Annotated in this window: 25 protein-coding genes; 12 read left to right on the forward strand and 13 right to left on the reverse strand. The window is 63.5% G+C overall.

Going from position 1 to position 24,609, the window contains the following annotated elements:
• Positions 1-27: 27 nt before the first annotated feature.
• Positions 28-1,023: a LysR family transcriptional regulator gene (locus AC57B1_RS14180; RefSeq protein WP_091802258.1), complete on the reverse strand. Its 996-nt coding sequence runs from the start codon at positions 1,021-1,023 to the stop codon at positions 28-30.
• Positions 1,024-1,225: 202 nt separating this feature from the next.
• Between AC57B1_RS14180 and AC57B1_RS14185 the strand changes: the two genes are divergently transcribed.
• The 3 genes from AC57B1_RS14185 to scpC all read left to right on the forward strand — a co-directional run bounded on the left by AC57B1_RS14185 (position 1,226) and on the right by scpC (position 5,652).
• On the forward strand, positions 1,226-3,391 hold the full coding sequence (locus AC57B1_RS14185; protein WP_496417806.1) for an FUSC family protein: 2,166 nt from the start codon (positions 1,226-1,228) through the stop codon (positions 3,389-3,391).
• A 340-nt stretch (positions 3,392-3,731) separates the two neighbouring features.
• Complete coding sequence (locus AC57B1_RS14190) at positions 3,732-3,944, forward strand: hypothetical protein (RefSeq protein WP_408184877.1); 213 nt, start codon at positions 3,732-3,734, stop codon at positions 3,942-3,944.
• A 193-nt stretch (positions 3,945-4,137) separates the two neighbouring features.
• A complete protein-coding gene (gene scpC, locus AC57B1_RS14195) occupies positions 4,138-5,652 on the forward strand; it encodes a succinyl-CoA:acetate CoA-transferase ScpC (protein ID WP_091802249.1) in 1,515 nt (504 codons plus the stop codon).
• Positions 5,653-5,727: 75 nt separating this feature from the next.
• Here the strand turns inward: scpC and AC57B1_RS14200 are convergent, their stop codons facing one another.
• Positions 5,728-5,982: a GlsB/YeaQ/YmgE family stress response membrane protein gene (locus tag AC57B1_RS14200; protein WP_007176844.1), complete on the reverse strand. Its 255-nt coding sequence runs from the start codon at positions 5,980-5,982 to the stop codon at positions 5,728-5,730.
• 161 nt (positions 5,983-6,143) lie between these two features.
• Positions 6,144-6,851, reverse strand: a complete 708-nt coding sequence (locus tag AC57B1_RS14205; protein WP_496417807.1) for an MgtC/SapB family protein — start codon at positions 6,849-6,851, stop codon at positions 6,144-6,146.
• A 158-nt stretch (positions 6,852-7,009) separates the two neighbouring features.
• On the opposite strand from AC57B1_RS14205, the gene AC57B1_RS14210 reads away from it, so the two are divergent.
• Positions 7,010-7,198 carry a hypothetical protein gene (locus AC57B1_RS14210; RefSeq protein WP_496417808.1) on the forward strand — a complete coding sequence of 63 codons (189 nt, stop codon included), beginning with the start codon at positions 7,010-7,012 and terminating at the stop codon, positions 7,196-7,198.
• A 345-nt stretch (positions 7,199-7,543) separates the two neighbouring features.
• Entirely contained in the window at positions 7,544-8,068 is a 525-nt protein-coding gene (locus AC57B1_RS14215; RefSeq protein ID WP_496417809.1) for a hypothetical protein, read from the forward strand.
• Between the two features lie 7 nt (positions 8,069-8,075).
• On the opposite strand, the gene AC57B1_RS14220 is transcribed toward AC57B1_RS14215, so the two are convergent.
• Complete coding sequence (locus tag AC57B1_RS14220; protein WP_496417810.1) at positions 8,076-9,239, reverse strand: metallophosphoesterase; 1,164 nt, start codon at positions 9,237-9,239, stop codon at positions 8,076-8,078.
• A gap of 389 nt (positions 9,240-9,628) precedes the next feature.
• On the opposite strand from AC57B1_RS14220, the gene AC57B1_RS14225 reads away from it, so the two are divergent.
• On the forward strand, positions 9,629-9,958 hold the full coding sequence (locus AC57B1_RS14225; protein ID WP_496417811.1) for a hypothetical protein: 330 nt from the start codon (positions 9,629-9,631) through the stop codon (positions 9,956-9,958).
• A 30-nt stretch (positions 9,959-9,988) separates the two neighbouring features.
• Here AC57B1_RS14225 and AC57B1_RS14230 read toward each other — a convergent pair whose 3' ends face one another.
• The gene (locus AC57B1_RS14230; protein WP_496417812.1) at positions 9,989-10,573 is read right to left on the reverse strand and encodes a malonic semialdehyde reductase; all 585 of its coding nucleotides are present in this window, start codon (positions 10,571-10,573) and stop codon (positions 9,989-9,991) included.
• 156 nt (positions 10,574-10,729) lie between these two features.
• On the opposite strand from AC57B1_RS14230, the gene AC57B1_RS14235 reads away from it, so the two are divergent.
• The 5 genes from AC57B1_RS14235 to yjfF all read left to right on the forward strand — a co-directional run bounded on the left by AC57B1_RS14235 (position 10,730) and on the right by yjfF (position 16,627).
• Complete coding sequence (locus AC57B1_RS14235) at positions 10,730-11,341, forward strand: alpha-ketoglutarate-dependent dioxygenase AlkB family protein (RefSeq protein WP_408301462.1); 612 nt, start codon at positions 10,730-10,732, stop codon at positions 11,339-11,341.
• A 331-nt stretch (positions 11,342-11,672) separates the two neighbouring features.
• Positions 11,673-12,659, forward strand: coding sequence for an ABC transporter substrate-binding protein (locus AC57B1_RS14240; protein WP_496417813.1), 987 nt, complete (start codon positions 11,673-11,675; stop codon positions 12,657-12,659).
• Positions 12,660-12,876: 217 nt separating this feature from the next.
• Complete coding sequence (locus AC57B1_RS14245) at positions 12,877-14,481, forward strand: sugar ABC transporter ATP-binding protein (protein ID WP_408349355.1); 1,605 nt, start codon at positions 12,877-12,879, stop codon at positions 14,479-14,481.
• Positions 14,478-15,533: an ABC transporter permease gene (locus AC57B1_RS14250; RefSeq protein WP_408349358.1), complete on the forward strand. Its 1,056-nt coding sequence runs from the start codon at positions 14,478-14,480 to the stop codon at positions 15,531-15,533. The genes AC57B1_RS14245 and AC57B1_RS14250 overlap by 4 nt, the downstream gene beginning before the upstream one ends.
• Entirely contained in the window at positions 15,530-16,627 is a 1,098-nt protein-coding gene (yjfF, locus tag AC57B1_RS14255; protein WP_408184889.1) for a galactofuranose ABC transporter, permease protein YjfF, read from the forward strand. Before AC57B1_RS14250 ends, yjfF begins: the two co-directional genes overlap by 4 nt.
• A 16-nt stretch (positions 16,628-16,643) precedes the next feature.
• Here yjfF and AC57B1_RS14260 read toward each other — a convergent pair whose 3' ends face one another.
• Together AC57B1_RS14260 and AC57B1_RS14265 are read right to left on the reverse strand one after the other, a co-directional pair.
• A complete protein-coding gene (locus AC57B1_RS14260) occupies positions 16,644-17,945 on the reverse strand; it encodes an MFS transporter (protein ID WP_496417814.1) in 1,302 nt (433 codons plus the stop codon).
• Positions 17,946-18,009: 64 nt separating this feature from the next.
• Complete coding sequence (locus AC57B1_RS14265; protein WP_408349364.1) at positions 18,010-18,789, reverse strand: putative hydro-lyase; 780 nt, start codon at positions 18,787-18,789, stop codon at positions 18,010-18,012.
• A 186-nt stretch (positions 18,790-18,975) separates the two neighbouring features.
• Here AC57B1_RS14265 and AC57B1_RS14270 point away from each other — a divergent pair, with 186 nt between their 5' ends.
• The gene (locus AC57B1_RS14270) at positions 18,976-19,914 is read left to right on the forward strand and encodes a LysR family transcriptional regulator (RefSeq protein WP_496417815.1); all 939 of its coding nucleotides are present in this window, start codon (positions 18,976-18,978) and stop codon (positions 19,912-19,914) included.
• A gap of 29 nt (positions 19,915-19,943) precedes the next feature.
• On the opposite strand, the gene mdcH is transcribed toward AC57B1_RS14270, so the two are convergent.
• From mdcH to AC57B1_RS14300, 6 genes are read right to left on the reverse strand one after another with little or no spacing between them, the layout of a single operon-like run.
• Positions 19,944-20,876, reverse strand: coding sequence for a malonate decarboxylase subunit epsilon (mdcH, locus tag AC57B1_RS14275; RefSeq protein ID WP_496417816.1), 933 nt, complete (start codon positions 20,874-20,876; stop codon positions 19,944-19,946).
• Positions 20,876-21,577: a malonate decarboxylase holo-ACP synthase gene (locus AC57B1_RS14280; RefSeq protein WP_496417842.1), complete on the reverse strand. Its 702-nt coding sequence runs from the start codon at positions 21,575-21,577 to the stop codon at positions 20,876-20,878. The genes mdcH and AC57B1_RS14280 overlap by 1 nt, the downstream gene beginning before the upstream one ends.
• Positions 21,577-22,395, reverse strand: a complete 819-nt coding sequence (mdcE, locus tag AC57B1_RS14285) for a biotin-independent malonate decarboxylase subunit gamma (protein ID WP_496417817.1) — start codon at positions 22,393-22,395, stop codon at positions 21,577-21,579. Before mdcE ends, AC57B1_RS14280 begins: the two co-directional genes overlap by 1 nt.
• Positions 22,392-23,285, reverse strand: a complete 894-nt coding sequence (locus AC57B1_RS14290) for a biotin-independent malonate decarboxylase subunit beta (RefSeq protein WP_496417818.1) — start codon at positions 23,283-23,285, stop codon at positions 22,392-22,394. Before AC57B1_RS14290 ends, mdcE begins: the two co-directional genes overlap by 4 nt.
• Positions 23,282-23,596 (reverse strand): malonate decarboxylase subunit delta, encoded by a 315-nt coding sequence (locus AC57B1_RS14295; protein ID WP_408349379.1) that lies wholly within the window; start codon positions 23,594-23,596, stop codon positions 23,282-23,284. Before AC57B1_RS14295 ends, AC57B1_RS14290 begins: the two co-directional genes overlap by 4 nt.
• Positions 23,584-24,609 carry a triphosphoribosyl-dephospho-CoA synthase gene (locus AC57B1_RS14300; RefSeq protein ID WP_496417819.1) on the reverse strand — a complete coding sequence of 342 codons (1,026 nt, stop codon included), beginning with the start codon at positions 24,607-24,609 and terminating at the stop codon, positions 23,584-23,586. The genes AC57B1_RS14295 and AC57B1_RS14300 overlap by 13 nt, the downstream gene beginning before the upstream one ends.

Below are 24,609 nucleotides of genomic sequence, written 5' to 3' on the forward strand. Positions count from 1 at the left end.
AGCGGCGCTCTCAACGTCACCGCTGCTTCACTGTGGCACGACATCCCCGCCGCTGCTCGCACCGACAGGCACCGTGCCATCGCTCATCTGCGCTTTGTCGACTTCTGCAAGCAACGCCTCATCGCGTGCAATGACTTTGGGCAGATGCGTACGCAAGAATTCGACCCAAGTCCGTGTCTTAGCGTCGATGAACTTACGCGACGGGTACAGTGCGTAAATATTCATCTTCTGCGCTGTATATTCCGGCAACACGCGCACCAACGTTCCATCACGCAAACCTGAAATCGCGGCGTACAGCGGCACCATGCCAATGCCCATCCCTTCACGAATCGCGACAATCAGCGACTCGGCGATGTTCACGTGCACGGGCCCATTCACCTCCATCGTTTCGCAGCCATTCGGCCCGTCGAGCACCCAATCGTGCGGCGGAAACGCCGGAGTGTGCAGAATCAAACACTCATGATGCGCCAGTTCGGCTGGTTTCTGCGGCGCGCCATGAGTGCGCACGTACGCCGGCGAAGCGCACAAGATGCTGAAGGTCGTTCCCAACGGAAGCGACACGAGATCTGAATTAGGCAACGTGGAAGCGAGGATCACCGCGACATCGGCACTGCCTTCGAAAAGATCGGGCATGCGCTGCGACATCGTCAGTTCGACAGTCACCTCGGGATACAGCGCGCGATAGCGCGAAATAGCCGGCAGCACATAATGCTGACCAATGCTGGCAAAGCTATGCATCCGCAGAGCGCCGGTGGGGCGCTCGTGCGCGCAACTGGCTTCTTCTTCCGCGGTGCCGACATCTGCGAGTATCTGCTGGCATCGTTTCAGATAACGTTCGCCTGCGGTGGTAAGCGCAAGCCGTCGTGTGGAACGATTCAGCAACCGAGTCCGCAGATGAGCTTCGAGTTCCGAAACCGCGCGGGACATCGCGCCAGTCGTTGAGTTGAGCGACTGCGCGGCGCCGGTGAAACTACCGGCTTCGACCACGCGCACGAACACTCGCATATTTTGTAACGTATCCATCGATCCTTCTATTTCACGGCAGAGGCCATATTGTCCGCCTGTCTAGGATGCGCATTGTTGTTCGTTTTGGAAGGAACGTTCCGCCTCGGTCCCCTTAATGCGCGCGTAGCATGCTCCTACAATCGGCGCCTTGCGTGCCGGAGTGAGCAACAGTTTTCTCCGGTGCTTCTTTCCGCGACCAACCGAGGTGTATTGCTTTCAAATGAAACGCGAACATGCGATCAGGCCGACGGCCCATTCCGTCCGGCAGTGGAGCGTCATGTTGCGATCGCTCAGTCCGGTCGTTCTGGATTGGGCTAATAGCGACGGCCTGGTCTGGCTGCATCTGCTGAAAACGGTCACCGCTGGTCTGCTGGCGCTGGGCATTGCGATGCTGCTGGATCTGCCGCAACCGCGCATTGCGATGACTACGGTGTTCGTGCTGATGCAGCCGTTCAGCGGAATGGTACTCGCCAAGAGTTTCTACCGAATTCTCGGGACTGCGGTGGGCACAGCCGCTGCGCTCGTGCTTGGTGCATTGTTCGTCCAGCAGCCCGAGTTGTACATGATCGGCATGATTAGCTGGGTCAGCGCCTGCATTGCGGCAGCGGTCCGGTTTCGGCATTTCAGGTGGTACGGCTTTGTGCTTGCAGGTTACACCGCTGCGCTGATCGGCATCCCGAATGTCACGGCGCCTCATGACCTGTTTCTGGCGGCGCTTACGCGCGCGGCGGAAGTGGCGGTCGGCATCGTGTCTTCGAGCGCGGTGAGCGCGCTGATCGTGCCACAACGATCGAGCCTTGCGCTGCGGCACACACTACAGTCTCGATACAGAAATTTTACTGCGTTCGCCGCCGACGTGCTGGTTCGCGGCCTTGAGCGTGGTCAATTCGAGCGACGCTTTGCGAATCTCGTCGATGAAATCGTCGGTTTCGAGGCGACGCGCACGTTTGCCGCCTTCGAAGATCCGGCCATGCGTTCCCGCAGCCAGCATCTCGGCCGTCTGAACAGTCAGTTTATGGATGCCTGCGCGCGGTTGCATGCGCTGCATCAACTGCTCAAGCGTTTGCGTGTAAATGGTTCGATGGCGATCGCCACCGCGATCAAGCCGTACTTCCACGAATTGGCTGCGCTCATGGCGCAGCCGCCCGAGGCGACCGTCGACGCGTCGCGCATGGCAGCCCGTTTGCAGCACTTTCAGGCGAGCTTGCCGCGGCGCGTGCGCGAAACGAGAAGGCCGCTGGAAGGTTCGCCTGCGGAATCGCTTGCGGACTTCGATACTGCTGCGGAACTGCTGTACCGGTTCGTCGACGAATGGATCCGCTACTCGGGGACCTACGCGTCGCTGACGCTGCGTAAGCAGGCAGGTCAGCCGCAAGCCACCAGCCGTTACGTGAGCAAAACCAACAGCTTTGTCGTCGCGATGACATTTATCCGCTCGGCCGTGGTCATGGCGATCGCAGGCTGGTTCTGGATCGCGACAGACTGGCCGAGCGGAGGCCTGGCCGTGATCGGTGCGGCACTGGTTTGCGCGCTGACATCGACCGCGCCGAACCCCTCGAAGATGGCCGTACAGATGGCCGTCGGCGCCGTGCTGGCGACCATGACCGGTTATCTGTTCACCTGCTACGTGTATCCCAACATCGACGGCTTTCCGCTCCTGTGCATCACGCTTGCGCCGGTGCTCGCGCTCGGTGCATTCGTCGCCACGCGCAAACTCGCGGCGGGATATGGGATCGGTTTCTCGGTGTTTTTTTGCCTGCTCGCCGGGCCCGACAACGTCGTCGCTTACGCGCCGGATTTGCTGATCAACAATGGCATTGCGCTTATCGCGTCGCTGTTGCTGGCGGCGCTTGTGTTCGCGATCGTTTTCCCGGCTGACATGCCCTGGCTCATCGCGAAAATCATGGGCGACCTGCGCGCGCAAGTCGTGTCTGCATGCAAGGACGAACTGCCGGGACTCAATCAACGCTTTCAGTCGAGCACACACGATCTGACTTCCCAGTTGCGCGTGCTATTGGCGCGACGCTCCCGGCGTCGCCGCGATGCTTTGCGCTGGATGCTCGCGACGCTTGAAGTGGGCCACGCCGTGATCGATCTGCGCAACGAAGCGGTCCGCGCGGAGTATGCGCACGCACTGCATTCGCGTTGGGGCAGCGCCGTCGAGCAGACGCGCGACGACCTCGCGCGGCTCTTCGAGCGGCCCGATGCGCGGAGTCTCGAGCGCGCGCTGGCGTCCGTGAGTTCGGCCACGCGGATTGCGCAAGATGTGCTGCAAACGGTCCATGCCGAGCGCGACAAGCGTCACGATCTGCAGCGCATTTTGAGTTGCCTGCACTTTATCCGCACTGCGTTGCTCGACAAGGACGCACCGTTCAATGTGCGTTGAGGGATGGGCGCGGAGTCATGTGGCTTCAGTTATGTCGACGTGACGCATGTGGCTTGAACCAAGTGGCTCGAATCGAGTGACCCGAATCCAATGGCGCGAATCCAGTGGCGCGAATCCAGTGGCGCGAATCCAGTGGCGCGAATCCTGTCGCCGGAATCATGTCGCTCAACTCATAAGCCTCGATTCACCGCCGTCACCCGCATACGCCACGATCCACCCTATACGCGGATCCTTCTTCAGGATGGAAAGATCACTTCCGGGCGGCCCCGTTTATCTGCGTGGATGGTAACCATATAGTTTCATCACTGACTCGCAGTAATCGTAAGTCCTGGAGAGAGAAATGAAAGTGTTGAAAATCGCCCTGATCGCCTGCTCTTTGTCTGCTGTGGTCGCTCAGGCTCAAACGGCTCCCGCCGCCCCGCAACAGACCACGCAAGCCACTGCGCAGCACGACGCGAACGCGGATACGCGAGGCCGTGCCGCTGCACCGGCAGCCAAAGCTGAAGAGTGCGTCGGGCCTGTGAGCTTCTGCAACATCTACTTCGGCAGCTAAGGCAGCGTCACGTATCGCCCTTGAAATACGTGCAAGACCTGTCGCGACCATCTGACGCGCGACGAACTCCCCGGCCGCGACGCCGTCCTGTCGTGACGCCGCGGCGGGGGTGACAATCCGGCTATTGAGTGAAGCACACCGCAGACGTGCGCATCGGTAGGCCGGACTGGTGATTATGGAGAGACTGAGTTTCATGTACCAAGACCGGATTCGCTGCGCCTCGCTGCGCGGAAAAATCACTTCAGCCGCCGAAGCGGCGCTCCTGATTCAGGACGGCATGCGCGTCGGCGCGAGCGGTTTTACCCGCGCGGGCGATGCCAAAGCTGTTCCTGTTGCGCTTGCCGAGCGCGCGCGTCAGGAAGGCAAGCCGCTGCGCATTACGTTGATGACCGGCGCCTCGCTCGGTCATGATGTGGACCGCATGCTCACCGAGGCGCACGTGCTGGCTCGGCGTTTGCCGTTCCAGGTGGACAAGACGCTTCGTGACGCCATCAATCGCGGCGAAGTCATGTTCGTCGATCAGCATCTGTCTGAAACCGTCGAGATGCTGCGCGCGAACCAACTCGGCAAACTCGACATCGCCATTATCGAAGCCGTCGCGATCACCGAAACCGGCGGCATTGTGCCGACCACGTCGGTAGGCAATTCGGCCAGCTTTGCGATTCTTGCCGACAAGGTCATCGTCGAAATCAATCTGGCTCAGTCGCTCGCGCTCGAGGGACTGCACGACATCTGGATTCCGGGCCGCAGGCCGCACCGCGAGCCGCTGCCGATCGTCCGTCCGCAAGATCGTGTCGGCACCAAAGCGATCGAGATCCCGCCTGAGAAGATCGCGGCGATCGTCATCACCGATATGCCGGACAGTTCGTCCACGGTGCTGCCGGCCGATGCCGAAACACAGTTGATCGCCGGTCATCTGATCGAGTTTTTCCAGCACGAAGTGGCGCACGGGCGCATGCCCCGGCAGTTGCCGCCGCTGCAGGCGGGCATCGGCACGATCGCCAATGCCGTGCTGGCCGGCTTTGTCGATTCGCCTTTCGAAGCCTTCGAAATTTACTCAGAAGTGCTGCAGGATTCGACCTTCGACCTGATGGACGCGGGTAAGGTAACGTTCGCCTCCGGCGCGTCGATTACGTTGTCGGCCACGCGCCAGGCGCAGGTGTTCGGCGAACTCGAACGCTATCGCGATCGTCTGGTGTTGCGTCCGCAAGAAGTCAGCAACCATCCGGAAGTGATTCGCCGGCTCGGTCTGATTGCGTTGAATACCGCGCTGGAATTCGACATTTACGGCAACGTGAATTCGACCCACGTGGGCGGCACGCACATGATGAACGGTATCGGCGGCTCCGGCGATTTCGCGCGCAACGCGTCGTGCGCGATCTTCGCGACCAAGTCGATGGCCAAGGGCGGTCGCATTTCGAGCATCGTGCCGATGGTGCCGCATTGCGATCACAACGAGCACGACGTGGACGTGGTCGTGACGGAGCAGGGACTCGCCGATTTGCGCGGACTCGCCCCGCGGGAACGCGCCACGTTGATCATCGAAAATTGCGTGCATCCGCTGTATCGCGATGTATTGCGCGACTACTATCGGGAAGCATTGAAGGGCGGCGGGCAAACGCCGCATCAGTTGGATCAGGCCTTCGCCTTGCACACGCGGCTGCGTGATACCGGTTCGATGTTGCCGGCGCAGGAAGCGGGGCTTTAAAGTCGGACGGGTTTAACGTCAAACCGGCGTCAGGTGGCTTTCGCCCCTGACGCCGTGAGACTTCTCATGCGGCGCTCAGGTACCTCGCCGGATGAGGCGGATAAGAAACAATAGAATGACCGCGCCGATGACCGCGGTGATGATCGAGCCGATCCAGCCGCCGCCGAGCGAAATATGCAGCACGCCGGCGAGCCAGCCGCCGATGAACGCGCCGACAATCCCGACAATGATGTCGACGATCAGGCCGAAGCCGCCGCCCTTGACGAGCACACCTGCCAGCCAGCCGGCGATCGCGCCGATGATGAGCCATGCAATGATGCCGTGTTCCATAATCGAGACTCCATGGTTGAATGTGAAAAATTCACGGTGTCAGAGCTTAGTCGAAGGTTATGGGACAGTCCATATTCAGGACGCGGAATTAACATTGTCTAAATCTATTGCAAGCTAAGTGTAGACGATGCACGCGAATATGGGGAACTTACGCCCTATGCTTACTCGGGCGTCGGCTCCGCTTCTCTGGCGGTCCAACTCACGCTGGAGACACTCTTTTCCATGCTGATGCGGCTGGCCATCTGTTCGAGCTTCGACTGATCTTTGGGATGCATCTTTAGCGTTGCCGTCACACGAATGCGTCCAGGGTCGTTTTCGACGTCTTCGCTCGTCAGGCTTTGAAACGACAACGGCGTCGAATACATGGAGTTGGAGACGGCGGTACGAATATGAATTTCGTCGGCCTCGCGGCAGACAATTGTCAGCACGTATTCGCGCACGAGGTCGGCGTTCGATACCGGCGTCGCGTTGATCATACGGCTGACTTCACGCAGCACGGTGTTGGTCAGCAGTACGACCACGGTGCCGGCCAGCGCCGGCCCGTAATGACCGGCGCCGCACAATACACCCACCGCCGCAGAGCACCACAAGGTCGCCGCGGTGTTGATTCCCTGAATGGAACCCTTGTCGCGCATGATCACGCCGCCGCCGAGAAAGCCGACGCCGGAGACCACGTAAGCGGCGATCTGGGTGATGCCGGTCGTGCCGTTGCCGGTCAGCACGCCGAGCGTAACGAACAGGCACGCGCCGCTTGCGACCAGCGTGATGGTGCGCAAGCCGGCATTGCGCTGACGCATCTGCCGTTCAAGGCCGATCGCCACGTCACAGGCGAAGGCGGCGAGAAGCCGTAAGAGAAATTCGATTGTCATCGGTCTGCAAGGGTGAGGCGCGAGTTCGCACAGTGTGAACCTTGCGCGTGACACCGGCGCGTCCGTCCCGATCGAACAGGCGCGAGCAGTCGTGACGCAGCGCGCGAGCAAAGCGTCGCGACGCTCAAAGGCAAGGATGGCCGGCACGGCGTTCAGCCATGCGGATATCACTGCAACTTGACTGGCAACAAGTGGGTAAGGGAATCAACGACGTGCACCGTCAGCCCGCAGGCAAGACGGCGACAGGCAAAGGCTGGCGCGGAAATCTTGCCGATCAGGCGATCGGGCGAATCGAAGCTCGACGGGTACTGCTGCTACTGTCCAAGATCGTATTTCCGGATAAGTGAACTGGGCGGATTTTAGGCGCCTGTGCAAAATTAAGTCAAGCCATGATGAGGCGAGGCGACGAATGAGTTGCCCTGAATGTTTTGGGAAGTTTCCGTGCAAATCGGAGACCTATTCCCACACAAATACGGACTCCGAATGTTGACGGTATCCATCCCGGAAAACACACTGTCTGCATAACGCGGGCACTTCGTGCGGGCCTTGGCGCGTGATCCGCGGTTTTTTCCGGCGGTTCCGCTTACGCATTGTCCAGATGCCGTTGCGCCAGGATGCGCACTACGTGGCCGGTTCTTGGCGCTGCCTACCGCTTCTTGCCGTTTTCGCCGCCCATCCGAATTGAGGAATGTATGAAAGTTAAAGCTCTTGGTGTCATTGCCGGCGTGTTGATCGCGGCCGCTTCGCCCGTATCGTTCGCCGCGGCTCTGCCGGCGCCGTTTGAAGGCAGCAGCACGCTGCAGGCAGATGGCATCGTGAAGGCGGTCGATCAGGCAAATCATTCGGTCACGGTACTCGACGCGCAGGGCGGCGAAGCGTCGTTCAACGTTGCCGATACGCGCAGTCTTGGGCAGATCAAGCAAGGCGGCAAGGTTCACATCCGCATGATGCGCAGTGCGGTGATAAGCGTCACGCGCAGTGCGGACGGGCAAAGCACGGCGGCCCAGATTGGGCAGTCGAACGCGATTCAGAGCGTGACAGCCCGAGTCGAGGCCATTGACCATGCTTCGGGCATCATGGCGCTGAAAGGCGCGGACGGGTCGGTGTTCCATATACAGGGCCGCGACCCGGCAAAGACCGCAGGTGTGACGCCCGGCATGCAAGTGGTCGTGGCGTTCGCGCCGCACGTCAGCGTGGCTGTGGCGCCCACGCAGTAACGGTGCCTCAATCGGGCTCGCCGGGCACGAGGCGCAGGCGCGTGATTTCGGAAGGCGCGCCCAAACGCTTCGGCGGCCCCCAGTAGCCTGTGCCCCGGCTCGTGTAGACCCAGAGTCCGTTCAGTCGCGCCAGACCGGCGGTGAACGGCTGCTGAAACCGCACGAAGAAGTTCCACGGGAAGAACTGGCCACCATGCGTGTGCCCGGACAGTTGCAACGTGAAACCGGCTGCTGCTGCGGCCTCGGCAGAGCGCGGCTGGTGGGCGAGCAGTACCTTGATCAGCACATCGCCAGGCGCACCGGCGAGCGCCGCGACCGGATCGCTGCGGTGCAACGGGTCGTGATGGCCCGCTGAAAAATCGGTCACGCCGGCGATCACGGCGCGCGCGCCGTCGTGGTCCACGATCACGTGCTCGTTCAGCAGGACATTCAGTCCCAGGCGCCGGAATTCGTCGATCCAGGCGTTGGCGCCGGCGTAATACTCGTGATTGCCGGTCACGAGAAAAGCGCCGTGGCGCGCGCTCAACCGTGACAACGGCTGCGTGTGTCGGGTCAGTTGCGGTACGCTGCCGTCCACGATATCGCCGGTGACTGCGATCAGATCCGGCTTGAGGCGATTCACCGCGTCGACGATTGCGTCCACATAGCGGCCTTTGATGGTCGGGCCAACGTGAATGTCGCTGATCTGCACGATCGTGAAGCCGTCGAGCGCGGCGGGTAAATCGTCGATCGGCACTTCGATCGTTACGACCCTGGCGCGACGGCGAGCGTTGAACAGGCCGACAAGCGTGGAGAGCAGCGCGAGCACCGGCACAGCCGCTGCTGAACCGGTACGCCAGTGCGCGATCGCGATGGTGTTCGGCCAGATTGCGTCGACGGTCAGCAGTGAGGCGAGCGCGAGGTCCCGCACGAAGGTCAGTACCAGCAATGACGAGAAGAAGCCCATTGCCAGCAGACCGACCCACGCGAGTCGGTCGCTAAGCGGCTGTTGTTTGATGGTGCGCGCCAGCATGCCGAGCGGAATGATGAAGATCGACAGCACGAGCCACAGCGCACACAGCCAACGGCCGGCGGTATCGATCGGCATGTCCGGAATCAGACGCAAGCCGACGTAGATGTGCAGCAGGATGCCAATCAGAATGATGCGAACAAGAAACGATGAGCGGCGCATAGAGAGGATCAAGGCGGGAAGGGGCCGGCACGAGCATAGGAGCGGCGGCTACTCGTCCGCTGCGGCAATGCAGTAATGGAACGAGCCGACCCATTCTACCGAGATGTGTAATCGCGTGCCGAGGGCGCCAATTTTGGTCGCGGGGTGACACGCCGCCCACCTCCGAAAGTGTCTGGACGGTACTGCAATGCACCATTGCCGCGGCCGTGTTTGACCCGTCCAGCCGGCTAATGCGACGCAATTAAATGGGCTTTGAATTGTGCTCGGGCGTGAGCTATCCTGAAATAGAACCGGCTTGGATCAAAGCAAAAGCAAGGGCCAGCACGAAGGCCACGCAGACCAGTAGCGGTTCGTTTTGTCGCCGGTAGAGGGCGAGGCAGGAGGCGCACATGAAGCTGCTCAGATCAGGCAACCCGTTCCGCCATGCGCACCACGCGCATCACGTCGGACATGAGGGCAGCCACGTCATGCTGCCGCTCGTGGTCATATCGGTGATGGCGATCGGCTTGTACTTCGGCGTGCGCGACATCGACTTTTCCGAGCTGGGTAAAAGCGCGCTGTTCGACGTCGTCATGCTCTGTGTTGCCCTCGGTATCGCTGGATTGTTTGGCGTCGTCGGGGCATGGGTCAGGTCAAGCGGTGACGACGCCGAAGAGGGCTTCTGCTTCATCGGCGCGCTGATCGGCGCCGTGGTGTTTTACGTGGCGCTCCTCCGTTGATGCTGCTCAACGGCGCCCGGGCGCCGTATGTCAGACGATCCGCGCGGCTTCGTCGAAAGCGAAGCGCGGGCTGCGCGGAAACAGCTTCGACGCGTCGCCGTAGCCCAGATTGATCAGGAAGTTCGATTTCACGGTCGTGCCGGCGAAGAAAGCTTCGTCGACCTTGGCGGCGTCGAAACCCGACATGGGACCCGTGTCCAGGCCTAGCGCGCGGGCGGCGAGAATCAGGTAGCCACCCTGCAGCGTCGAATTGCGAAATGCCGTGTCGGCGATCGCCTTGTCGTTACCCGCGAACCAGCTGCGCGCGTCGGCGTGCGGAAACAGCTTCGGCAGATGCTCGTAAAACGCCATATCCATCCCGACGATCACCGTGACCGGCGCTGCGATCGTCTTCTCGAGATTGCCTGCAGACAAAGCCGGACGCAGCTTCTCCTTGCCTTCCTGCGTTTTGACGAAGACAAAGCGGCCGGGGCTCGAATTGGCCGAGGTCGGGCCGAGCAGGACGAGTTCGATGAGTTGTTCGAGCAGGGCGTCCTCGACGGGTTTCGGCTGCCAGCCGTTATGCGTGCGCGCTTCGCGAAAAAGCTGATCGAGCGCCTGGTCGGAGAGAATCATGTTGGGGGTCCTTTGAAGGTTGCGGCTAGGGAATGAATACGACGGTCACGAATGGAAGCGCAAGTGGCGCGCGTGAGCGTCGTCCTGGTTGTCGCCATAATAGCCAGGGTTTTCAACCGCTCGCGCTTTGAGCGCGCGATCATACCAGGCAATCTCATGACGGATCTTTTCGCGCATTCTTCCGATGCTTTGCCGACGCCCGACGTCGACTGGTATCCCGATTGGCTGCCGCCCGCGGACGCGGCGCACGCCTTGACGCGACTCGTCGAAGAAGTCGAATGGCGCCAGGACATGATGGGCACGCCCGCCGGCCGCGTGCCGCTGCCGCGGCTGACTGCGTGGCAAGGCGAACCCGACGCCGTCTACGTTTACTCGGGAATTCGCAACGTGCCGCAACCATGGACGCCGACGGTTGCCGAACTGAAGGCCGCCGCGGAGTCGGTTTGCGACGCGCGTTTTAATAGCGTATTGATCAACCGCTATCGCAGCGGCACCGACAGCATGGGCTGGCATGCCGACCGCGAGCCCGAACTCGGCGCTCAGCCGGTGATTGCTTCGGTAAGCCTGGGCGTCGCGCGCACGTTCGACCTGCGGCATAACAAGACCGGCGTCGTGCAGTCTTTTTCGCTCAAGGGCGGCAGCTTGCTGGTGATGAAGGGCAATACGCAGGCGGATTGGCGGCACCGGGTGCCGAAGGAGCCGCGCGTAGCGGGCGAGCGGATCAATCTGACTTTCCGATGGGTGACACCGCGCAGGGAGGGGCGGTGAATCGCCGGTCAATGGGGGCGCCAATCTGAGCCAGCGGCAGTTTGGGACAGGCGCCGGCCCCAAAGAAGCACCACCCACGTAAGCACATAAAAAAGCACAAAGCGGATCCCACGCCAGCCGCCATCAGCCAAACGACGCCAAATCTCGCCCAGGCGCCGCGCTACCACCGACATCGCCGTCTATACCAAAATCGATATCACTGACGCGAATCATTTGATTGGACGGTTAACGCCCCGCGCACTACGCTACATCACGATCCACGCACCGTGAGGGCCGCAACGGCTGGACGGGTGAGATGGATCGCTTGAATAACAACGATCAGGAGACAGTCATGGCGAATTCACGACGCGCAGCATGTCGTGTGTTGAGCGCACTCGCACTCTGCGCGGGTTTTGGCGCGCTGACGCTAGCCGCGCCGGGCGCTTACGCAGAAGACAAACAGATTACCCTCGGGTTTGCCCAGGTCGGCGCGGAAAGCGCGTGGCGAACCGCGAATACCGAGTCGGTCAAGTCCGCGGCGGCGGACGCGAAGATCAAGCTCAAATTCTCCGACGCGCAGCAAAAGCAGGAAAACCAGATCAAGGCGATTCGCTCCTATATCGCGCAGAAAGTCGACGTGATCGCCTTTTCACCGGTGGTCGAGTCGGGCTGGGAGCCGGTTCTGCGCGAGGCTAAAGCCGCAAAGATTCCGGTGATCCTCACCGACCGCAACGTCGACGTGAAAGACACCTCGCTGTACGTCACGATGATCGGATCCGACTTCCTGGAAGAAGGGCGGCGCGGCGGTCACTGGCTCGCGGATCACTATAAGAGCGAGCAGGGCCCCATCAACATCGCCGAACTCCAGGGCACGGTCGGATCGGCGCCAGCCAACGATCGGCACGCCGGTTTGCTGGAAGTCATCAAAAACGATCCCAAGTTCAAGATCATCGCCTCGCAAAGCGGTGACTTCACGCTCGCCGGCGGCAAGCAGGTCATGGAGGCGTTCATCAAGACCTATGGAAATAAAATCAATGTGGTCTATGCCCACAATGACGATATGGCGCTAGGCGCCATTCAGGCGATGGAAGAGGCCGGCATGCATCCGGGCAAGGACATCACCATCGTTTCGTTCGACGCCACCAAAGGCGGCTTCCAGGCTATGGCTGCCGGCAAGATGAACGTGGACGTGGAGTGCAGTCCGTTGCTGGGACCACAATTGATGTCGGCGGTGAAAGATGTGGTGGCCGGCAAGCCGCTGCCCAAGCGTATCCTGACAGAAGAGACAGTGTTCCCGATGAGCGTCGCTGCGCAAACGCTGCCAACACGGAAATACTGACATTAAGTAAATCAGGCTTCCTGATTGTGACAAGCGTGCCCGGCCGCGCAGACAAAAGAGTAGACGAAAGCGCAGCCGGGAAGCGCCGTACCGACAGATCGAAAAAGGTTTCTCCAGCGGTGCCTGGCCGTCCGACTGCTTGGGCAGCGGACGGCCTCTTTTGCGCGCAGCCCCGCTGGAGGCCGCCGAACCACGCACCGCCGATCGAGCGAGGCCTATGACGCATCACCCTTCCAGTTCAAAGCCGCTGGCTGGCGCCGCCGCCGCAACCCATCCCGGTGGTGCCGCAAGCGCACTCGAACCCGTTCTCGCCACCGCCGGCGTCAGCAAGACATTCCCGGGCGTGAAGGCGTTGCAGCGGGTCGATTTCCGCCTGTTCCCCGGCGAGATTCACACATTGATGGGACAGAACGGCGCCGGCAAATCCACTTTGATCAACGTGCTCACGGGCGTGGTCGCGCCCGAGGCCGGCACTATTCGCCTCGGTGGCGAGGTGGTGGCGTTTGCCTCGCCGCAGGAGGCCGAAGCGGCCGGCATCCGCACGCTGTATCAGGAAGTGAACCTGTGCTCGAACCTCTCGGTGGCGGAGAACATATTTGCGGGCCGGCAGCCGAAGCGCTTTGGCGCGATCGACTGGAACGACATCAAGCGGCGGGCTCAAGCCGCGCTGGCGCGCCTCGACGTGACGCTCGACGTCACCCGTTCGCTCGACGCCTATCCAATCGCAGTGCAGCAGATGGTCGCCATCGCGCGGGCGCTTTCGGTCGATGCACGCGTGCTGATCCTCGACGAGCCGACCTCGAGCCTCGACGACAGTGAAGTTGCGCAGCTGTTCAAAATACTTCGGCATCTTAAGCAGTCTGGCATTGCGATTCTGTTTGTCACGCATTTTATCGAGCAGACGTATGCCATTTCCGATCGCATTACGGTAATGCGCAATGGCGAGCGCGAGGGCGAATATCTCGCACGCGATCTGCCAGCCGATCAGCTTGTGTCCAGGATGGTCGGCCACGAGCGCATGAGCGCGCGTTTGCGCGAAGCGGCGCAAGCAAGCCACGACGGCCATGGAGGGCCGCAGGGTGCGCAGGCCGGCCAGCCGTTCATGGCGTTGCGCGGCGTCGGACGGCGCGGCTCAATGCAGCCGATCGACCTCGACGTGCAGCCGGGGCAGATTCTCGGCCTTGCCGGTCTGCTCGGCTCGGGCCGCACGGAAACCGCGCGGCTCCTGTTCGGAGCCGATCGCGCCGACAGCGGCACGATGCTGGTGGAAGGCCGGCCCGTGCGGCTGCGTTCGCCACGCGACGCGGTGCGCCACGGCATCGGCTATTGCGCGGAGGACCGCAAGAAAGAAGGCATTGTCGCCGAGCTGTCGATCCGCGAGAACATCCTGCTGGCGTTGCAGGCAAGGCGCGGATGGTGGCGCAAGATCAGCCGGCAACGGGCGCGCGAGCTGGCTGATCTATGGATCGAGCGGCTCGGCATCAAGGCGTCGGATGCAGAACAGCCGATCGGCTTGCTGTCCGGCGGCAATCAGCAGAAAGCGCTACTGGCGCGCTGGCTCGCCACCGATCCCAGGCTGCTGATACTCGATGAACCCACGCGCGGCATCGACATCGCGGCCAAGTTCGACATCATGGATCGTCTGCTGGCGCTGTGCGCGAGCGGCCTGAGCATCCTGTTCATTTCGTCGGAAATCAGCGAGGTGCTGCGCGTCAGTCATCGCGTAGCCGTGTTGCGCGACCGCCGCAAAATCGCCGAAGTGAGCGGCCAGGCCTCCAACGAAGACAATATCTATCGACTCATCGCGGGGAGCGGCGAATGAAGCTATCGAACTGGATCGCGCGCGACGGCGCCGAGCGCCCGTTGATCTGGCCGTGCGTGACGTTGCTGTTGCTGTGCGGCCTGAACCTGTGGGTCAATCCGCATTTTCTGTCGCTGCGCATGCTCGACGGCCACCTGTTCGGCGCCCCGATCGATGTGCTGAATCGCGCCGCGCCGCTGGTGCTCGTCGCCACCGGCATGACACTGGTGATCGCGACGCGCGGCATCGACATTTCGGTGGGCGCGGTGGTGGCGATCGCGGGCGCCGCCGCGGCCACCATTCTGGCGACCCAGCCGGTGGCGTCCGCCGGACTGATTGCGCAGGCGCTGCTGGCTGCGTTGATCACGGGTTTGCTGAGCGGCATGTGGAACGGGTTGCTGGTGTCCTTCGTCGGCATGCAGCCGATCATCGCCACCTTGATACTGATGGTCGCCGGGCGTGGCGTCGCGCAATTGCTGACAGCAGGGCAGATCATTCCGATCGGCGCGCCGGGCTATCTGTTCGTGGGCGGTGGTTACTGGCTCGGCGTGCCGTGTTCGGTCTGGATCGCCGCGGTGGCGGTGCTGGCCACCGCCGCGCTCGTCGAAGGCACGGCGCTCGGGCTTTTCATCCGCGCGATCGGCGTCAATCCGGTCGCCACGCGTCTGGTGGGTCTGCGGTCCAAGGCGCTCGTCTTCGCGGTGTACGGCTTCTCAGGGTTGACCGCGGCAATGGCGGGCATTCTCATCAGCTCGAACGTGCGCAGCGCCGATGGCAACAATGCCGGTCTGCTGCTCGAACTGGACGCGATTCTCGCGGTGACGCTCGGCGGCACCTCGCTGCTAGGCGGCCGCTTCAGCCTCGTGGGCACGGTGCTGGGCGCGCTGATCATTCAGACGCTGACTTACACCACTTATTCGATCGGCGTGCCCCCCGAGGCCACGCTCGTCGTCAAGGCGGCCGTGGTGCTGGCGGTGAGCCTGATCCAGTCGCCGGCGGCGCGCTCGCTCGCCATGTCGATCGGCATGTCGGTCCGCAGGTCGCTCGTCAAGCAACATGGAGCGGCGCGATGAGACGAATCCTCGAAGCATGGGCTCATATCGTCGATCCGCGCACGCTGCCGATTGCCGTCACGATCCTGCTGTTCTGCGCGTTGTTCGGCTTCGGCTCGGTGATGTACACCGGCTTCTTCTCGTGGCAAGTGCTGCTCGATCTGCTGGTCGACAACGCGTTCCTGCTGATCGTGGCGATCGGCATGACGTTCGTGATCGTGTCCGGCGGCATCGACCTGTCGGTGGGCTCGGTCGTCGCGCTGACGACCATCGTCGAGGCGGTGCTCTCCGAACACATGCATTGGCCCGTGTGGGCGATCCTGCCGATCGTGTTGCTGATGGGCACCGTGTTCGGCGCGGTGCAGGGCGCGTTGATCCACTTCTTCCGCTTGCAGGCTTTCATCGTCACGCTGGCCGGCATGTTCTTCGCGCGCGGCCTGTGCTTTCTGATCACGACGCAGTCGATCACCATCACCGACCCGACGTTCCAGAAGATTTCGGCGTTTCGTCTCGACATCGGCGTCGGCTCGGTCACCGCCAACGTGCTGATTGCGTTCGTCACGCTGCTGGCAGCAATCTACGTCGCACATTTCACGCGCTTTGGCCGCAACGTGTACGCGATCGGTGGCAATGCGCGCTCGGCCTTGCTGATGGGCTTGCCGGTCGCGCGCACACGCGTCGGCGTGTATGCGCTGAGCGGCTTCTGTTCGGCGCTCGGCGGCGCGGTCTTCACGTTCTACGTATTGTCGGGCTACGGTTTGCAAGGGCAGGGCATGGAACTCGATGCGATCGCGGCGACCGTGATCGGCGGCACACTGCTGACTGGCGGGGTGGGCTATGTGATCGGCTCGCTGTTCGGCGTCGGCATTCTCGGCACGATCCAGACGCTGATCACTTTCGACGGCACGCTCAGTTCGTGGTGGACCCGCATCGTGATCGGCGCGTTGCTCTGCGCATTCTGCCTGTTGCAACGCCTGATCGAGCGTCACGCGAAATCAGTGGGGCGCCCTGGCGGCACCGGCGCAGTCGTGACCGCGGGACGCGAACGCGGGCACGCGGACGGATCGGCGCCGCCGGACACGCATGTGATTGGACGCGCGCCCGAACAGGCGTGAGCAGTGCGGCGGTGCCTCACGCGCTGAGTTGCCGGCCTCGGGTTTCGGGCAGCGTCAACGCAGCGAGGATCACGACACCGTACGCCGCCGCCGCGAACACGCCGATCGCGTGGCCGAGCGTCATCGTTTGCGAGACGTAGCCGATCAGGAACGGAAACGTTGCGCCGATTGCCCGCCCGAAGTTGTAGCAAAAGCCCTGGCCGGAGCCGCGCATGCGGGTGGGAAACAGCTCGGTGAGGAACGCGCCCATGCCCGAGAAAATGCCGGACGCGCAGAAGCCGAGCGGGAAGCCGAGCACCAGCATCGAGAGATTGTCGAGCGGCAGTTGCGTGTAGATCAGCGCAATCGCGCACGACGCCAGCGCGAACGCGATGAAGGCACGCTTACGCCCGATCCTGTCGCTGACATAGGCGCCGGTGAGATAGCCGCAGTACGAGCCCACGATCACCACGCCCAGATAGCTGCCGGTACCGATCACGCTCAGATGCCGTTCGGTTTTCAGATACGTCGGCAGCCAGGTGGTCACCGCGTAGTAGCCGCCTTGTACACCGGTTGCCAGCACCGATGCGCGCAGCGTCGTCCACAGAATCTCGCCACGGAAAATGTCGAGCAGCGAGGTGCGCGTTTGCGAGGCGGTCTGCGCCGCTTTCTGCTGCCGATGCACCTCGGGCTCGTCGACGAAGCGTCGGATCCAGATCACGAACGGCGCCGGCGCGATACCGATGGCGAACAGCACACGCCACGCGTAATCGGGCGGCACGAGCGAGAACACGGCCATGAAGAGCAGCGTGGAAATGCCCCAGCCGATCGCCCAGCCCGCCTGCACGAGGCCCACCGCTTTGCCGCGATCGCGTGCGCGGATCACTTCGCCGATCAACACCGCGCCTGCCGTCCACTCGCCGCCGAAGCCGAGGCCCATCAGCCCGCGCGCCCATAGCAATTGCGCGAAATTCTGCGCCAGCGCGCAAGCCAGCGTGAAGACGGCAAACCAGAGAATCGTGATCTGCAAGGTTTTGACGCGGCCGATGCGATCCGACAGCACGCCGGCGGCCCAGCCGCCGAGCGCCGAACTCAGCAGCGTGACGGTGCCGATCAGGCCGGCATCCCCGCGCGTGATGCCCCATGTCGCGATCAACGTCGGAATGACGAAGCTCAGGAATTGCGTGTCCATCGCGTCGAGCACGTAGCCGATCTTGCAACTCCAGAAGGCGCGCTTCTCACTGCCGGAGATCTGCCGATACCACGCGAATGGGCCTTTCCCTGTGCCGGATGCGCCGTAAGTTTCAGCGTCGGCGGTCAACTGCGCTTCGGTTTCCATGCTTGCACTCCGGTCGTCGTGGGCCGCGGCTCGTCGCGCGGCAGGTGAGGGAAAAACGCGTTGTCTACAGCACCGCGAGCGTGGTGTTGGGAATGTCGGTGACGAGCATGTGTCCCGGCTTGTGAGCAATCGCGAACGGCAGACGCGCGCTTTCGATGGCGGCTTGCGGTGTGACACCGCAAGCCCAGAACACCGGCAGTTCGTCGCTGCGCACTTCGACGGCGTCGCCGAAATCGGGACGCGCCAGATCGCGAATGCCGATCAGCGACGGATCGCCGATATGGACCGGCGCGCCGTGCACGGCGGGAAAGCGGCTGGTGATCTGGATCGCGCGGATGGCGTCGGCGGCCTTCATGGGCCGCATCGACACGACGCGGTTGCCGCCGAATACGCCGGCCGCCACGTTGCGCTCGCGCGTGCGATACATCGGCACGTTGACCTGCTGTTCGATATGACGTAACGCGATGCCTTCGCGCCGCAGCATTTCTTCGAAGGAAAACGAGCAGCCGATCGCGAACACCACCAGGTCGTCGCGCCACAGTTCGTCGAGACTGCGCACTTCCTCGGCGCGCTCGCCATGCCGGTACACGTAAAACGCCGGCACGTCGTTGCGGATGTCGAGATCGGCGCCGAGCGCGGGCACGCGCCAGTCGCCCGGTTCGCCGATGCCCAGCAGCGGACACGCTTTCGGGTTGAGCGTGCAGAAGCGCAGAAAATCGTCGGCGTATTGACGGGGCAGGATGGCGAGGTTGGCTTGCGCATAATCTCCGCAGTAGCCGGCTGTCGGACCGGACAATCGGCGAGCGCGAATCTGCTGACGAAACTCGGATGGCGTGTAGGACATGAACTGCTCGGCTCCAGGTAGACCGGTGTGGCTGAAAACACTACAGCGTTGCGACCCAGATTAGTAACGTCAAAAATATCCATCCAGCGAGTTTTTATTGCGTTTCGTTAAATTAAACTTAACAGCGCCGCAGCCGGTTTGCGGCGATGATCGCGTGCATTCCGCCGCTGTTGAGAGAGCTCCGCAATGAATACCCGCTTCGTCGAAACCTTTCTGACGCTCGCCCGCCTGGGCAGTTTTCGCGCGACCGCCACCGCCATGCACGCGACGCCCGCCGCGATTTCGCTGCGCATCAAGGCGCTCGAAGCCGAGTTGGGCGTCGAGTTGATTGAGCGCGATGCCGCTGACTTTCAGCTCACCGTGAATGGCGAGCGGCTGCTCGCGCATGCGCGCTCGGTGGTGCAGGCCACGCGCTCGCTGCAACTGGCCGCTCAGGACGAGACGCAAGTGGCGACGCGATTGCGCCTCGGCGTGATCGAGACGGTGGTGCATAGCTGGCTGCCGGACTACATCCGGATGCTGAACCTCGAATACAACCGCATCGTCGTGGACCTCACGGTCGATTCGAGCGCGATACTCGGACCGCGTTTGCGGGCGGGCGAACTGGATCTGGTGATTCAGGTGGAGGAAACCGCGGAGCACGAGGCGTCGATCGTCTCGACCTTGCTGGCGAGCTATCCCGTGCGCTGGATCGCGCGCAGCGATCTGATACCGGCCAGCCGCGCGAAACATGTGCAGACGGTATTGAGCAAGCCCGTGCTGACGTTCGGCCGTGGCACCGCGCCTCAAATCGCGGTCGAAGGGATCGTGCAGGCGCTCGCAAAGCGCGCCGGCGTGCCGCTCGCGCAGATGCAGGTGACCTGCATGCCGTCGGTCGCGGTGATCGTGAAACTGCTGCGCGACGGTTATGGGGTGGCGGCCGTGCCCGCGTTATTCGTCGAGCCTTATCTGACCCGTGGCGAACTGGGCCAATTGCAGGTACGGCCATTGCCGCCACCGATCGACGTCGCGATGTACTACCGCGACGATGCCGACGTCGGTGTGCTCGCGGCATCCCGTGTCGCGCGCAACGCTTGCGATCAGTATGCGAAGGCGATGGGGCGGCAGTTGATCGGGAAACGCTGAGGCATGCTGACGAACACGCCGTGGCTCATTCAGCGCACGTCCAGACGCCGTCGCACAGTGGCCACTAGCCGATCGAACGAGAACGTGCTGGCGGCGAGCGCGGCGGTATCCGGAAAGTGCTCGCGCGCAATGTCGGTCAATACCTGTCCCGGCGGCGCTTCGATCAGCACGCGCGCACCCATTTCCTGCATCACGGTGAGCGCGTCGAACCAGCGCACGGTGTAGCGCATGTTGGTCGCGAGATCGTCGCGGATCGCGTCCGCCGTGTACAAAGGACGTCCGCCGCGATTGCCGACATACGTACTGTGCGGCGCGTGAAAAGGCACGTCCTTAGCGTAAGCGGCCAATTCGTCCGTGGCCTGCGCGAGCAGTTCGCAATGCGACGGCACGCTCACCGCGAGTCGCGTGGCCTTGCGCGCGCCAGCAGCCAGCGCGCGTGCGATGAAGGCGTCGAGCGCTTCGTTCGCGCCCGCTATCACGATCTGGCGCGGCGCATTCACGTTGCCGATGTAGACATGCTGGTGGTCTTCATCGGCATGCCGTACGGCGAGTGTTTCCACTTGATATTCGGTCAAACCGGATATGGCGGCGAGACCGTAGCCGGATGGGTAGGCCGTTTCCATCAGCTCGGCACGGCGGCGAACCATCTTCAACGCATCGTCGAAATGAATCGCGCCGCAGCTTACCGCCGCTGCATAGGCGCCGACCGATAAGCCCGCGCTGATCTCCGGCACGAGCTGTTCATCGGCCAGCGCGCGCGTGAGCGCCACGCCTGCCACCGTCAAGCCGATCTGCACGGCGACGGTCGAGCGCAGTGCGTCCGGCGTGTCCAGTGTGAGCACGTCGACGCCGAGTACCTGCGAAGCTTCCTCGAGCGTGTCGCGCACTGCATGATGCCGAGGCAGGCGATGCAGGAACCCATCGGTCTGCGCGCCTTGTCCGGGGAAAAGCAGGGCGAGCATCAGGCGTGGCTACCGTGAGTCGCGGTGGCCCACGGATCGGTAATCAGGCGCGGGCCGCTCGCATGGCGTACCATCACGCGCGATTTTCCCGCGGCCCATTCGGCCAGCGCCACGCCACCCTCGGGCGTTTCGAGTTGCGCGTCCACGCGAACGCCCACACGTTGCGCCAGTACCTGCAGGTGATCCAGCAATTCAATCGCGTGGTTTCGCGCGAGCGGTTTTTCGTCCATTCGGATCAGCAGATCGAGATCGCTCGACGCCGTTACCGTCGCCACGCGTGTGGCCAGTTCAAAGCCGGCGCTGCCGCTCGGGCCCCACGTCAACGCGGCTAACGGGCCGGCCGCGTCGTCCTGCAACGCGGCGAGCGCGGCGAACGCGGGCAATGCGCCGCGCCCTTCGAGTGGCGTGCATGACGCCAGCGCTTCCGGCGACACGGCTCTCACTACATCCGCCGACGACGCCCACGTCCCGTAGCGTTGCGAGCGCCCGGCACCGCGCATACCGATTGCAACGAACCCTTCAGCCGCCAATGCGCGTCTTACGACCGCATACGGCGCGCGTCCGAAAGCCTCGCGCACCCACGCCGGTTCGCCCTCGAAAGCCTGCAAATGTCGCAGGCGCAGCAAGTCATGCGGCCGCCACCGCGCATTGCATGACAACGCGTGGTCGATTGCAAACGGCGGCGCGGCGCACACCTGCATCACGTGGCATCCCATTGTTCGGCGAGACGGCGGCGCACTTCGATCGACGCCGCGCGGTTCTTCTGCGCCGCCGCCGATTCCAGCCGATGCGCGAGGTTGCGGCGACCATCGTCGCGCACGCTGCGAATCTGCTCGCTCAGAACTTCGCGCACGCGTTCGATCTGCGCGGCGTCGGGCGCGTCGGCATCGACGCCGTCGATCAATTGGTCCAGCAGGCCGAGCTTGGCGAACGACGCCATCGAGTACGACATCGGCACGATGGTTTCGCCGAGTGCGTCGAGTGCTTCGACCGTGCGGCGCGTGACGCGCGCGGCGGCTTCCTTGCCCATGGCGTGAACCATGGTGCCGGGCGCGTCGAGCGCGACGATGCGGTTGGCCTGATAACCGTGCGCGAGGAAGGCGCCCGACATCGCCGGTCCGACGATCAGCGCGATCACGGGATGACCCGCGTCGCGTGCGGCCGCGTAGGCGTCGACGGCCGCTGCACAGGCGAGGTGAATGCCGAGCATTTCCTCGCGATAGCCGTAAGCCTGACTTTTCACGTCGACGATCGCGACGATCGGGCGGCGCGTGCCGCTCGCTTCGTCTCGTGCAATGACGTCGCGCACTGCGCGCGCGAGCCGCCAGCCCTGTTCGAGGCCGACCACGTTGTCGGTGGCGCGAGGAAAGCGGTTTGATGGATCGGGCACCACGGAGAAGAAGTGGGCGGTTGCGCCGCCGAGTTGCGCGTCGCCGCTCCACACGGGCGCCTGGCTGGCCGATTCGCCGGCGAGCGCCTGGAACCAGCGCGCGCCGCGGCTGAGTTGTACGTCGCTCATGCTTGCTCCTTGCGCAATGCGTTCTGCACGTTCTGCGCGTGATGGTTGAACACGTCGCGCATGGTTTCCGGCGTGACGCTGGCGGGATCGATCCGCGCGAGCCGGTTCAGAAAAAGGTCGACCTGTTCGGTGCGATGCGCGGCCGGTACACCTTGCGTGAACGCGGAACGCACGGCGGCGCGCACCGCGTCGGCATCGTCGTCGACCAGTTGATCGGCGAGCGCGGTTGCCGTTCGCTGTTCGCCGCCGATCAGTTGCCACACGCGGCGGCGATCGCTGGCGTCGAGTTCTTCGATGCCGGCTTCCTGTTCGATCACTTCGGGGCCGTTCATGCCAAGCCGCCCCTGCTTCGTGACGACCAGGTACGAGCACAGCGCAGCCGCCAGCGACATGCCGCCGAAGCAGCCGACCATGCCCGCGATCACGCCGACCACCGGCACATGCCGGCGCAACGCGACGATGGCGGCCTGAATCTCGGAGATCACCGCGAGGCCGAGGTTGGCTTCCTGAAGCCGCACGCCACCGGTTTCGAACAGCACGACCGGCCGCACGATCTTGCCGTTTTCGCAGTCGCGCAGGGCCAGTTCGAGCGCCGCGGCGATCTTGCTGCCCGACACTTCGCCGATGCTGCCGCCCTGGAACGCGGATTCGATCGCGGCGACCACGGCGGGCTCGCCGTCGATGGTGCCGCGCGCGATCACGCAACCGTCATCCGCCTGGCAGACGACGCCTTGCAGCGGCAGCCACGGCGACTCGATCCGGTCGAACGGGCCGAGCAGTTCGCGGAAGGTGCCCGCATCCAGCAGCGAGCGGGCGCGTTCGCGCGCCGGCAGTTCGATGAAACTTTCGCGCAGCAACGGCGCGGGATGGGTGCTCGCAACCGTGTTCATGCGTCGTCTCCCTGTTCGGCGGCTTCGACGGCTTCTGCGAGCCGCAGCGCGACCACGCCGGGCGTCGCGCCGAAGTCGTTGATTTCGATTTGCGCGGCGCCGTCGTAGCGGGTGAAGAAGCGGTCGAGCACGCTTTTCCAGATGTGGCTGTAGCCGTCCACGCTGGTGCGCACGACCACATGCGCGCTCAGCGCGCCGGCCGGATCGGCGGGCGAGAGCAATACTTCCAGGTCGCCCGAACCCACCACGCCGACATGCGCGCGGGTCGTGACGGCGCGTTGCGCCGGATAGTCGAAGGTCAGATGTTCCATGAGTCCTGGCTCCCGCTGGCGTCGTGATGCGCCAGCATGTCGAGAAAGAGGGTGGCGGCGAGCAGATCGGCTGCGCCGCCGGGCGATGCATTGAGCGACAGCAATTCGTGTTCGAGCGCGGCGAGGGCGGCGCGGCCCGCGGGCGTCGAGCTGCCGCCCGCGTCCAGCACCCGTTGCGCGCCGTGCTGTCCGGCGTGCAGGCCGGGCAACCCGGCGCGATGCAACAGGCAGGTGTCGTCCAGCAACGCCATGATCGAGAGCAGGGCGTCGACGCGCGCTTCGTTTTCGTCGATGCCTCGCGCGCGTGCCGCGCGCAACGCAGGCAAGCCCACGTCGACGACGTGCGGGAAGCCGTCTTGCGCTTCGCGGCGCGCGCCACCGACGTGGTAGCGCTGACGCGCGCGTTCGCCATGACTGTCTGACGGTGCGGCGAAGCGATCCGGGAAGCACGCGATCTGCGCGGCTCCCGTGCAGATTCTCGATGCGTTCAGACGCATGGCGCCTCCAGGCAGCGACGCGCCCGCGACCAGCAGCCCGACAATCCAGATCGCGCCGCGATGCGCGTTGCTGCCACCTGTGGCGTGCAGCATGTCCAGTTCGCCGGCGCGGCCGATCTGCGCGAGCTCGGTGCGCAGCAACGCGGACGGTTCGCCCCGGCGGCGCGCCGCGCGTGCGAGTGCGGCAAAGGTCGGCTCGAGTGCGTTGGCCGAACGCAGCATGGTGGCGAGATCGAGGTCGCGATGCGCGCCGCTGCCGCGCCGGTCGACCAGCGCGGGCTTTGGCGTGAGTTGCGCTTCGTCGATTAGCGCGGTGACTGCGTGACGGGCGAGTTGCGCGTCGGAGGGCGCGGGGGCGAGGCGGGTGGTGCGCCGAGCGGTCGTGCCGTCAGCGGCGCCGGCAAGTGCAGCCACTCCAGCGGGTCCGGCGCGAAGATCGGCCTGGGTCGCGCGTACGGCGCGAGCGCTCGAAGTCGAGGCTTGCGCCGTACGCGCGAGCAAAGCAGCGGGCGCCAT

This window comes from Paraburkholderia sp. BGA-UO-ETr-F21 (genome assembly GCF_059567925.1).

Excerpts from the sequence above, each read along its gene's own strand:
- AC57B1_RS14180 (WP_091802258.1), bottom strand. The coding sequence starts at position 1,023 with ATGGATACGTTACAAAATATGCGAGTGTTCGTGCGCGTGGTCGAAGCC.
- AC57B1_RS14185 (WP_496417806.1), top strand. The coding sequence starts at position 1,226 with ATGAAACGCGAACATGCGATCAGGCCGACGGCCCATTCCGTCCGGCAG.
- AC57B1_RS14190 (WP_408184877.1), top strand. The coding sequence starts at position 3,732 with ATGAAAGTGTTGAAAATCGCCCTGATCGCCTGCTCTTTGTCTGCTGTG.
- scpC (WP_091802249.1), top strand. The coding sequence starts at position 4,138 with ATGTACCAAGACCGGATTCGCTGCGCCTCGCTGCGCGGAAAAATCACT.
- AC57B1_RS14200 (WP_007176844.1), bottom strand. The coding sequence starts at position 5,982 with ATGGAACACGGCATCATTGCATGGCTCATCATCGGCGCGATCGCCGGC.
- AC57B1_RS14205 (WP_496417807.1), bottom strand. The coding sequence starts at position 6,851 with ATGACAATCGAATTTCTCTTACGGCTTCTCGCCGCCTTCGCCTGTGAC.
- AC57B1_RS14210 (WP_496417808.1), top strand. The coding sequence starts at position 7,010 with ATGCGGATATCACTGCAACTTGACTGGCAACAAGTGGGTAAGGGAATC.
- AC57B1_RS14215 (WP_496417809.1), top strand. The coding sequence starts at position 7,544 with ATGAAAGTTAAAGCTCTTGGTGTCATTGCCGGCGTGTTGATCGCGGCC.
- AC57B1_RS14220 (WP_496417810.1), bottom strand. The coding sequence starts at position 9,239 with ATGCGCCGCTCATCGTTTCTTGTTCGCATCATTCTGATTGGCATCCTG.
- AC57B1_RS14225 (WP_496417811.1), top strand. The coding sequence starts at position 9,629 with ATGAAGCTGCTCAGATCAGGCAACCCGTTCCGCCATGCGCACCACGCG.
- AC57B1_RS14230 (WP_496417812.1), bottom strand. The coding sequence starts at position 10,573 with ATGATTCTCTCCGACCAGGCGCTCGATCAGCTTTTTCGCGAAGCGCGC.
- AC57B1_RS14235 (WP_408301462.1), top strand. The coding sequence starts at position 10,730 with ATGACGGATCTTTTCGCGCATTCTTCCGATGCTTTGCCGACGCCCGAC.
- AC57B1_RS14240 (WP_496417813.1), top strand. The coding sequence starts at position 11,673 with ATGGCGAATTCACGACGCGCAGCATGTCGTGTGTTGAGCGCACTCGCA.
- AC57B1_RS14245 (WP_408349355.1), top strand. The coding sequence starts at position 12,877 with ATGACGCATCACCCTTCCAGTTCAAAGCCGCTGGCTGGCGCCGCCGCC.
- AC57B1_RS14250 (WP_408349358.1), top strand. The coding sequence starts at position 14,478 with ATGAAGCTATCGAACTGGATCGCGCGCGACGGCGCCGAGCGCCCGTTG.
- yjfF (WP_408184889.1), top strand. The coding sequence starts at position 15,530 with ATGAGACGAATCCTCGAAGCATGGGCTCATATCGTCGATCCGCGCACG.
- AC57B1_RS14260 (WP_496417814.1), bottom strand. The coding sequence starts at position 17,945 with ATGGAAACCGAAGCGCAGTTGACCGCCGACGCTGAAACTTACGGCGCA.
- AC57B1_RS14265 (WP_408349364.1), bottom strand. The coding sequence starts at position 18,789 with ATGTCCTACACGCCATCCGAGTTTCGTCAGCAGATTCGCGCTCGCCGA.
- AC57B1_RS14270 (WP_496417815.1), top strand. The coding sequence starts at position 18,976 with ATGAATACCCGCTTCGTCGAAACCTTTCTGACGCTCGCCCGCCTGGGC.
- mdcH (WP_496417816.1), bottom strand. The coding sequence starts at position 20,876 with ATGCTCGCCCTGCTTTTCCCCGGACAAGGCGCGCAGACCGATGGGTTC.
- AC57B1_RS14280 (WP_496417842.1), bottom strand. The coding sequence starts at position 21,577 with ATGCAGGTGTGCGCCGCGCCGCCGTTTGCAATCGACCACGCGTTGTCA.
- mdcE (WP_496417817.1), bottom strand. The coding sequence starts at position 22,395 with ATGAGCGACGTACAACTCAGCCGCGGCGCGCGCTGGTTCCAGGCGCTC.
- AC57B1_RS14290 (WP_496417818.1), bottom strand. The coding sequence starts at position 23,285 with ATGAACACGGTTGCGAGCACCCATCCCGCGCCGTTGCTGCGCGAAAGT.
- AC57B1_RS14295 (WP_408349379.1), bottom strand. The coding sequence starts at position 23,596 with ATGGAACATCTGACCTTCGACTATCCGGCGCAACGCGCCGTCACGACC.
- AC57B1_RS14300 (WP_496417819.1), bottom strand. The coding sequence starts at position 24,609 with ATGGCGCCCGCTGCTTTGCTCGCGCGTACGGCGCAAGCCTCGACTTCG.